Annotated in this window: 7 protein-coding genes and 1 pseudogene; 3 read left to right on the forward strand and 5 right to left on the reverse strand. The window is 60.5% G+C overall.

What is annotated here, in order from left to right; all coding sequences use genetic code 11:
* Both NW870_RS12595 and NW870_RS12600 read left to right on the forward strand, forming a co-directional pair.
* Positions 1-168 (forward strand): annotated as a pseudogene (locus NW870_RS12595) (RNA-guided endonuclease TnpB family protein); the annotation flags it as partial.
* Positions 169-255: 87 nt separating this feature from the next.
* Positions 256-1,065 (forward strand): DUF3598 family protein, encoded by an 810-nt coding sequence (locus NW870_RS12600; RefSeq protein WP_414375579.1) that lies wholly within the window; start codon positions 256-258, stop codon positions 1,063-1,065.
* Here the strand turns inward: NW870_RS12600 and NW870_RS12605 are convergent.
* Entirely contained in the window at positions 1,031-1,837 is an 807-nt protein-coding gene (locus tag NW870_RS12605; RefSeq protein ID WP_414375581.1) for an alpha/beta hydrolase, read from the reverse strand. The genes NW870_RS12600 and NW870_RS12605 overlap by 35 nt on opposite strands.
* A gap of 42 nt (positions 1,838-1,879) precedes the next feature.
* Positions 1,880-2,653: a ZIP family metal transporter gene (locus NW870_RS12610; RefSeq protein WP_414375583.1), complete on the reverse strand. Its 774-nt coding sequence runs from the start codon at positions 2,651-2,653 to the stop codon at positions 1,880-1,882.
* A gap of 329 nt (positions 2,654-2,982) precedes the next feature.
* Between NW870_RS12610 and NW870_RS12615 the strand changes: the two genes are divergently transcribed.
* Positions 2,983-3,993 carry a hypothetical protein gene (locus NW870_RS12615; protein ID WP_414375584.1) on the forward strand — a complete coding sequence of 337 codons (1,011 nt, stop codon included), beginning with the start codon at positions 2,983-2,985 and terminating at the stop codon, positions 3,991-3,993.
* A gap of 13 nt (positions 3,994-4,006) precedes the next feature.
* On the opposite strand, the gene NW870_RS12620 is transcribed toward NW870_RS12615, so the two are convergent.
* The 3 genes from NW870_RS12620 to NW870_RS12630 form a co-directional block, all read right to left on the reverse strand.
* Positions 4,007-5,014, reverse strand: a complete 1,008-nt coding sequence (locus NW870_RS12620; RefSeq protein ID WP_414375585.1) for an aspartate-semialdehyde dehydrogenase — start codon at positions 5,012-5,014, stop codon at positions 4,007-4,009.
* Positions 4,993-6,174, reverse strand: a complete 1,182-nt coding sequence (gene aroB, locus NW870_RS12625; RefSeq protein ID WP_414375586.1) for a 3-dehydroquinate synthase — start codon at positions 6,172-6,174, stop codon at positions 4,993-4,995. The genes NW870_RS12620 and aroB overlap by 22 nt, the downstream gene beginning before the upstream one ends.
* Positions 6,175-6,274: 100 nt before the next feature.
* Positions 6,275-8,383: a tetratricopeptide repeat protein gene (locus tag NW870_RS12630; RefSeq protein WP_414375588.1), complete on the reverse strand. Its 2,109-nt coding sequence runs from the start codon at positions 8,381-8,383 to the stop codon at positions 6,275-6,277.
* Positions 8,384-8,570: the final 187 nt, after the last annotated feature.

The following is an 8,570-nucleotide window of genomic DNA, read 5'->3' on the forward strand; positions in this document are numbered from 1 at the left end:
TTCAAATGCGGGCACTGCGGTTGGGAAGGGGATGCGGATTTTAACGGTGCGAAGGTGATTGCGCTTTTGGGGGCTGCCGTAAACCAGCCTAGAGGTCCGTGGTTGGCTTGCCAACTGCAGGGCTGCCGAAAGCCCGCCCTGTACTGCGAAGCAGTCAGGGTCGGGTAGTTTACTAAAATGCCACCTCGGAGCTTCTTCCCCATAGGTCTTGCTCTCCAGCGTTACGTCCTCACAATCTTAGCTTCACATTGCTTCATGAAAACCCAAAAACAATGTCTGGCTCTCCACCTGGGAGTGTGGCACGGCCTCTTCTCCAACTATCGACCCACCGCCGGCGGCTGGGAGCTGGGGGGCCAAAAGCGCAGCCTCATCACCTTTGAGGCCTTGGCTCCATCCTCTTCTTCAGGAAGTCCGGCGGCAGGGATCGCGATCCGCCAAACCAACGCCTACTACCCCCTACAGGGATCCCCCACTCCCGAAAGCTCCCAGAGCTGGGTCTACCAGGATTTCTCGCCGGGATTGCGCTTTTTCCCCGATGGATCCTTTTCCAACGGGCGGGTGCAACTGGCACCGTTCAGCGATTTTGCCGTCGAGCAGGGCTTTCTCTGGGGGGATCGCAAGGCGCGGGTGGTGCAACAGTGGGATGCCCAAGGTCGTCTGGTAGAGGTAACCGCGATCCTGGAGCGGCGCGGCCAAGCTTTGGATCCCGTTGCAGACTGTGCACCCCTGAGCAAAGAGCGACTGAGGGCCTGTCTACAGGGGAGATGGCGGGGGATCGCCCAGAGCTTTGCGGTTGCCGAGGGCCGGTTTGCCGAAGCCGAGGTGGACTGCTCGGGGGCAGAGTGGTTGAGCAACTGGGATCCCTTGCCGGGAGGGCTGTGGATTGGCGGGCCGGATCCCTTGCCCATCCCTACCGCCCACCGGGATCGCAGCTTTTCGGTGAGCCTGAGCTGGTTTCCGCAGCCGGAAGACTGCCATTGTCTCTTGCGTTTGATCCGGGACTACGATGCCCGCGGTGCTTGGCAGCGGGTTACGCTGATCCGGGCGCAGAGGGATCCCGTTTGAGAAAGGCGCAAACCTGGGCAAACACCGTTTCCCGCTCGCAGTCCAAAGTGAGGATGTGGTCGGAGTGCTCCAGCCAATGCAAGATCTTCTCCTCGGATCCCAGCTCTTGATAGAGCCACGCTGCCTGTTCAGGATCCACTACTGTATCTTGGCGAGATTGCAGGATCAGGGTGGGAACCCGGATGCCGGCCACCTCTCCCTTGACCCGCTCGATGAGCTCGAGGGCGCTGCGCACTGCCGACAGATTGAAGCTGCGAAAATAGGCTACCTTTTCCGCCAAAGCGCGGACATCCCCGTCCCGAATGGGCAGATGGAAGCGGGGGACATCCTCCAACAACCACCCCAGGCTGTTCAGGTACTGCTCTGGGCGAAAAAGATAGTACCAGCGGTGGCGAATGGCGAAAAATGGCGCCAGCAGCACCAATTTATGGATGGGATGGGCAAAAGCCAGGTGCAAAGCCAGCAGACAGCCGGTGGAAAAGCCCACCAAGGAAACGCGGGGATACTCCTGCTGCAGAGCCAGGTAATGCTCCAAAGCCCGCCCGTACCACTCCGTCCAGCGGGAAGGGGGCATGTGGGCAGACCGGCGGTCGTGTAAGCGATGCGGAGCACTGTCATGGCCGGGATAGTTAAATCCCTGCACCGTCAGGCCAGCCGCCAACAGCCGCTCTGCCAGCCATTGCAACTCGTAAACACCGCCCCCCAATCCATGTAGCAGCAGACAGGCGTGTTCCCCTGCTCCTCGCCACAAAAAGGGTTCGTTACTCAACATAAAAAAATAAAACTCCGTTCCACTTCGCGACGGGATCCCTTGCTAGCCCAAGGTGATATCCAGCAACATCATCACCACAAACCCACTGATGACCCCAAAGGTGCCCTCCCGCTCCAACCCCTGCCGGTGCGACTCAGGGATGATCTCATCTGAGATGACAAACAACATCGCCCCCGCCGCAAAAGCCATGCCCCAGGGTAGTAGGGGCTGCGCCAGAGAAACCACCGTTGCTCCCAGGATGCCGCCGATGGGCTCCACCAGTCCGGTCAGCAGGGCGATGCCAAAAGCGAACAGCCGCGAGTACCCCTGGCCCACCAGTGACAAAGCCACCACCAGCCCTTCTGGCATGTTCTGCAAGCCGATCCCCAACGCCAACGCCAACCCATCGCCGACTTGGCCGGTAGCGAAACCCACTCCCACCGCCAAGCCTTCCGGGAAATTGTGCAGGGCAATGGCAATGATGAACAGCCAAATCCGCTTCAAATGGGCGCGGTTCTCCCCTTCAACCCCTTTGAAAAAGTGCTCGTGAGGAAAGAGGCGGTGGGCACTCTCCAGGAAGATCGCCCCTAGCAGCAGGCCTGCCACCATCACCACAGCCGCCCCAAATGGGGAATACCCCAGCGCTATGGCTGCCTCGGTGCCCGGCACCAGCAGGGAAAAAGAGGTGGCCGCCAGCATCACCCCACCCCCAAATCCCAGCAGGATCCCTTGCGCCCTTTCGGAGAGCGAGGGAAGAAAAAGGGCCGGCAAAGCCCCCAGCCCCGTCGCCAAGCCGGCGATCAAGCTGGCCAGGGATCCCATCCCAATTGGATGCACAAGCCAATCTCCACAAAGGCCGAATGCTTTTCAATTCTCCTCCCTTTCCAACGTTGTGTGAACATTGCTGGCTCGAGCGGCATAGGCGAGGTTCTGAAAGTTGGCTTGGAGCGCCAGATTTTGTGTTTATGAGCAAGGTACACAAGAGCAAGTCTGAAGGAGCTATTCCCTAGTTGGAGTTTGCCAGCTAAGCCAAGGTTTATTACAATAACTGTGAATTGCCTCGGCGCAGAAGCGTCCTGAACAGCAATTGGACTGGAGTACACTGCAGCAAGACAGGTCGATAAAAACTAAAGTCAAGTCCGATAGTGATGAGGAGTGAGAGAGCGATGAAGAAAAAAGCAGCTACAACTCTTGTGGCCTTGAGTCTAGGAGCGGCCTGTCTAGGACTGACCGGCTGCGGTGGCGGCGGAAGCGGTGGGACGACAGTGCCTACACCTACACCGACTCCAACTCCGACACCTACGCCGACTCCGACACCTACGCCGACTCCGACACCCACGCCGGGTGCCCCGACTTTTGCCAAGGCATTTAGTTCTACCTCGGTCTCGCTGGCTTTTGGCTCCACTCCCAAAACAACTCTGACCTACACGATTACCAACACAGCCGCTCTGCCGCTGACTGGTCTAGCTTTTTCCGACACCTTGCCTAACGGTTTGGTCATTGCCAGTCCCAATAACCTGAGCGATGGCTGTGGGGGGACGGTGATAGCTTCACCAACAACCACTTCCATCTCGTTGGTCAACGGCTCATTGGCAGCCAACGCTAGCTGCACCATCAGCCTGGATCTTCAAGTTACGGCCACGACAGTGGGATCCCTGACCAGCCCCGCGGTAACCCTGAGCAGCAACCAAGGGCTCAATGCCACCGCTGCGGCTATCAACCTAACGGTAACGGTGCCAGCTCCCGACTTTACCATGGAATTTCTTCCCAACCCGCTTGGCCCAATCGGCGCACCTGCCGCTAGCGGGACTGGAACTTTGACGTTTACCATCACCAACAAGGCAGCCATTCCATTGACGGGCTTGGCCTTTAGCCACACCTTGCCGCCAGCGCCGGTTGGTGGTTTGCAATTTGCCGGTGCGGCGACTCCTACATCGTGCGGCTCCCCCAATATCACAACCTCGGGGACTCCGCCCACCACCATTGGATTCACCGGAGGACAAGTAGCCCCAGGACAAACTTGCACAGTGACCATCTCTGTCCAAGTCTCATTCGTAGCTGCGGACCCACCCGGCACCTACAACTACCCCAACTCCCCGGTGACGTTGAACAGCACTGAGGCTGCCCCTGTTACAGTGGGGCCGGTAACCTTGACGGTTCAGGCTATTAATCCTTGACGGTTCAGGTTAATTAGTCCTTCAAAAGCAGCTCGGCAATTTGAACGGCGTTGAGGGCCGCACCTTTGCGGATTTGATCCCCGCATAGCCACAGCTCCAGGGCCTTGGGCTCGGAGATGTCCTGGCGGATGCGGCCCACCGCCACTTCATCCTTGCCGGCCACGTCGATGGGCATGGGAAAGCGGTTCTGCTGCCAATCTTCAATGAGCACCACCCCAGGGGCCTGGGCCAGGATTTGCCGGGCTTTTTCCACAGGGAAGGGCTGTTCAAACTCCAGGTTGAGGGCCTCGGCGTGGGTACGTAGCACCGGCACCCGCACACAGGTAGCTGTCAGCCGCAGGTTGGGGGATCCCATAATCTTGCGGGATTCGTTCACCATCTTCATCTCTTCCTGGCAGTAGCCGTTCTCTTGCAGGGGGCTGTTGTGGAGGAAGAGGTTGAAGGCAATGGGGTAAGGGAACACCTGGGGCGGAAACGGCTGCCCCTGCAGGTAGGCGCGGGTTTGCTCTTGCAGCTCCACCATGGCGCGGGCCCCGGCCCCACTGGCCGATTGATAGGTGGCGGCCACCACGCGGCGCAGGGGGATGTGGCGATGCAGGGGGTAGATGGCCACGCACATTAGGATGGTGGTGCAGTTGGGATTGGCAATGATCCCTTGGTGACGGAAGGCTTCCTGGGGGTTGACCTCCGGCACCACCAGCGGAACATTGGGATCCAGGCGAAAGGCGCTGGAGTTGTCAATCAGCACCGCCCCCGCCTCGACGATGGTTCTGGCCCAGGCTTTGGAGACACCGGCTCCGGCAGAGGCCAGCACCAGATCCAGGCCCCGGAAGGCCGCTTCTGAAACTGGTTCCACCGGGATCCGCTCCCCCTTGAAGGTCAAATAAGTGCCCGCTGAACGGGGCGAGGCCAAAAGCTTGAGGTCGGCTACAGGAAAGTGGCGCTCTTCCAATAGCGTCAGCAGCTCCGTCCCTACTGCTCCTGTTGCTCCCAAAATGGCTACTCGTTGTTGCCGTGCCATGCTTTCTTGTCCTTAGGTTTTCCTAATTCTAGGGTTCCAGAGGTGGCTGTAATCGAGGCCAAAGCAGCCTGCACCTCTGCTAGCTCGACTTGATCGGTCAGCTCCGCTTGGCCAATCCGGCGGGGCAAAACGAAGCGAATCCGCCCCTGTTTGACTTTCTTGTCGGCCTGCATCGCCTGCAGCACTGCCTCCCAAGGGATCCCGGCCGGCCACCGGCTGGGCAGTCCTGCTTTCTCGATCAGGCGTCGTTGCCGCTCCGCCTCGGCAGCGCTCCACCAACCCAAGCGACGGGCAATCTCCCCGGCAGCTACCATGCCGATGGCAACAGCCTCCCCGTGTAGGTAGCGGCGGTAGCCGGTGGCAGCTTCTAGGGCATGGCCGAGGGTGTGGCCGTAGTTGAGGATGGCCCGCAGGCCCGCTTCTTTCTCGTCCTGCTGCACCACCCAGGCTTTGCACTCGGCACAGCGGCGCAGCAGGTAGTGCAAGTCTGCGGGAGTAAAGTCGGTATAGCGGCTCAGTTGGGGTCGATCTTCCAAAAACTCAAATAGGTCGGCAGCCTGAATCACGCCATATTTGATCACCTCCGCTAGGGCTGAGGTAAACTCCCGCTGGGGCAGAGTCTGCAATAGCGTTGGATCAATCCACACCAGGCGCGGCTGATAAAACGCCCCAATGAGGTTTTTCCCGCCAGGATGGTTGACACCGGTCTTGCCACCAATGGCCGCATCCACCATGGCCAAAAGTGAGGTGGGCACCTGCACAAAAGGGATCCCGCGCAGCCAAGTGGCGGCGGCAAACCCCACCATGTCGCCAATGACCCCCCCTCCTAGAGCCACCAAGGTGGAGGAGCGCTCCAGGCCAAAGGCTAGGGCGGCGTCGTAGATCTTGGCCACCGAGCGCAGGGTTTTGTAGCGTTCGCCGGCAGGCAATAGGCAGAGGTGGGCGGCAAACCCCGCTTGTTGCAGCCCCTGCAGCAACTTCTCGGCAAAGTGTTTGGCAATGCCGGGATGGCTCACCACCAGAGCCTTGCCGGAAAGCCCTCTAGCTCGCATTTGGGATCCCAACTGGATGAGGCTGTGGCCAGGGGGGCCTTCGGCAGACTGGAGGAGAATATCGTAGGAGCTGTGGGGAAGCTTGACAGGGATCAGATAGGGATCCATGCGTGTCGGTCCTGGGGGGCGGGATCCAGTGTGGCATGTTCTGCTCCCGTCTGCCTGCTGCAGGCATTGTCCTTGGGGTCTGAAAGCCCAGGGGATCCTGCTAGGGGTTGGGGTCAACTGGCTGCGGCTCCGACTGGGGAGTGAGGGTTTCCAAATCCGGCAGAGCTGTTCCCGCCGGCGAGGCCGAGTCTTCCTGGGCCAAGTCCTGCAGGGCGGCTTGGGCCGGCTGAAATTGCGGATCCAGCTCCAGACAGCGCTGCAAGCTGGCTTGGGCGGCTGCTCGCTGGCCGGCCTGCAGTTGAATCAGCCCCAGGGTATGCCAAAAGGCGGGCCGCTGCGGATCCAGGTGCGTGGCCTGTTGGGCGTCTGCCAGGGCAGGTTCCAGCTTCCCCAATTTCAAGGCTTCCCAGGCGCGGTTGTTGAGGGCCACAGCATCTTCTGGGGTGAGCTGCAAAACCCGCGAGTAGGCTTGCACAGCTTGTTCGGGATCCCTCAGCTCGCTGTAGATCAACCCCAGGGCAAACCAGCCCCAGGGATCCCGTTCGTTGAGGTGGATCATCTGCTGGCAGGCGGCACGGGCTTCTTCCAGCCGGCCCAGGCGCCGCAGGCCGGTGATCTGGCCAAACCAGCAGGCAGAACTGCCGGGACGCTGCTGCACTAAGCGCTGGAAATGCCGTAGGCTGGCCTCATATTGCCCCAGCTCCTGCTGAGCTACCGCCAAGGCATAGCGGGCTGGAAAGTGCTCCGGCTTGATCTTGAGGGCTTCCTCGAAGTGGATACAGGCTTCTTTCAGGTAGCCCAATTTCTGGAAGGCCACACCGCGGGCGTACCAGCTTTTGTAGTTGTCGGCATCGTAGCGCAGAGCGCGTTCTAGGGCCTTGCTGGCCAGCCGATACTGCCCCAAGCGCAGCAGGGCCACCCCCAAGTTGTGCAGGGTTATGGGATCCCGGCGACGCAGCCGCAGCGAGCGCTTGTAACATTCAACAGCCGAGCGCAGCCGGTGGCAGTGGAAGAGGGCATTGCCTTGGTAACGCCAAACCCGCCCGCTTTTGGGGTTGAGCTTCAAGACCCGGGCAAAACTGGCCGCTGCCGAGCTGGGCCGACGCAGCCGCCGCAGCACGATCCCACGGGCCAGCCAGGTGCGGGGCTGCTTGGGGTTGTGGCGCAGCGCTTTGTTCAGGCTGTTCAGGGCCAGCTTCGACCGCTTCAGTTGCAGCAGGCGGATGCCGCGGTTATGCCAGGCCAGAGCATCTTCCGGGTTGCTCTCCAGCACCTTGTCGTAGTTAACCACCGCCGACTTGTACTGCCCCAGGCGCCCCAGAATCAGGGCCAGGCGCAGCCGGGTTTCTTCGTCGTAGGGGTTGATGCTCAGGGATCCGTTGTAGCTGTCCACCGCCTCGCGGTAGCGGGCCAGCTGCACCAGCACATCCCCACGGCGGCTCCAAGCCAGGGCGAAGTTGGGATCCATGTTCAGAGCCCGGTCGTAGGCGGCCAGGGCTTCCGTCAGGTTGCCGCGGCGACGCCAGTCTTCCCCCCGCTCGAATTGGATGTCGGCACTGTTCCACTGAAACAGCCGCTGAATGAACTGCAAAATGGCGATCTGACGCGCTCCTTCTTCTGGCGTGGCGGAGGGGGTTTCGCCTGTGGCAATGCGCAGGATGGCCATCTGGATGGCCCGCAAAAAGGCCTGAAATCCCCGCACCTCTTCATCTTCCAGGGACTCTTTCCCCTCACGGCGGCGGTATTGCAGCCGGAACCGCTGCAGATCCCCGGGGGCAGGGAAGCTGGGATCCAAAAAGTGCATTAGCTCCAAGGCGCGGTACTCAAACAGCACCGGATCCTCTTCTGAGCCAGTAAAATCCAGCAGGGGCGCCTCTTCCAGGGGGCGGGGTAGCTCAGTGGGGGTGTGCAGCAGCGTCAGCAGGCGCTGGTTTTGTCGTGCCGGGGCATGGGGAAACCCGCTGTACAGCTCATCCCTTGGCCAGGGATCGGCAACAAACTCTGGAGAGGCCACCACTCCCACCCAGCGGCATTGTTCGATGGCCAGTTGCAGCTCCAGCTTGCGGTTATCCCCCGGCTGCAGCATCCAGCGGTCAAACCAGACTTTGAAACCCTCGCGATCCAGCCGCTCCGCCAGTTGACGCGCCCACCGGGCTTGCTCTCGGTGGTAGCGCAAGAAAAGGTCGAACTTGTAATGCTCTGAAGACATGAACGCCCGCTCGCTGCTCTTCTCCAGCTTATCTTTGCGTTATCGCTGCGCGATGCTTTCACAAACGCAAACGCATTTGCTCCCCATCGGGTCTGGGGCAAGGAGCAAACGTAAACTACCCGGCTCCGACCGCTAAGCGGTACGGAGCGGGCTTTCAGTAGCCCTGGGCCTGCTCTGCTCTACCAGA

The organism is Synechococcus sp. R50.1 (assembly GCF_047462115.1).
GTDB lineage: Bacteria > Cyanobacteriota > Cyanobacteriia > Thermostichales > Thermostichaceae > Thermostichus.

What these genes read in the sequence shown, in the direction of transcription:
- NW870_RS12600 (WP_414375579.1), top strand. Translation starts at nt 256, where the DNA reads ATGAAAACCCAAAAACAATGTCTGGCTCTCCACCTGGGAGTGTGGCAC.
- NW870_RS12605 (WP_414375581.1), bottom strand. Translation starts at nt 1,837, where the DNA reads ATGTTGAGTAACGAACCCTTTTTGTGGCGAGGAGCAGGGGAACACGCC.
- NW870_RS12615 (WP_414375584.1), top strand. Translation starts at nt 2,983, where the DNA reads ATGAAGAAAAAAGCAGCTACAACTCTTGTGGCCTTGAGTCTAGGAGCG.
- NW870_RS12620 (WP_414375585.1), bottom strand. Translation starts at nt 5,014, where the DNA reads ATGGCACGGCAACAACGAGTAGCCATTTTGGGAGCAACAGGAGCAGTA.
- aroB (WP_414375586.1), bottom strand. Translation starts at nt 6,174, where the DNA reads ATGGATCCCTATCTGATCCCTGTCAAGCTTCCCCACAGCTCCTACGAT.
- NW870_RS12630 (WP_414375588.1), bottom strand. Translation starts at nt 8,383, where the DNA reads ATGTCTTCAGAGCATTACAAGTTCGACCTTTTCTTGCGCTACCACCGA.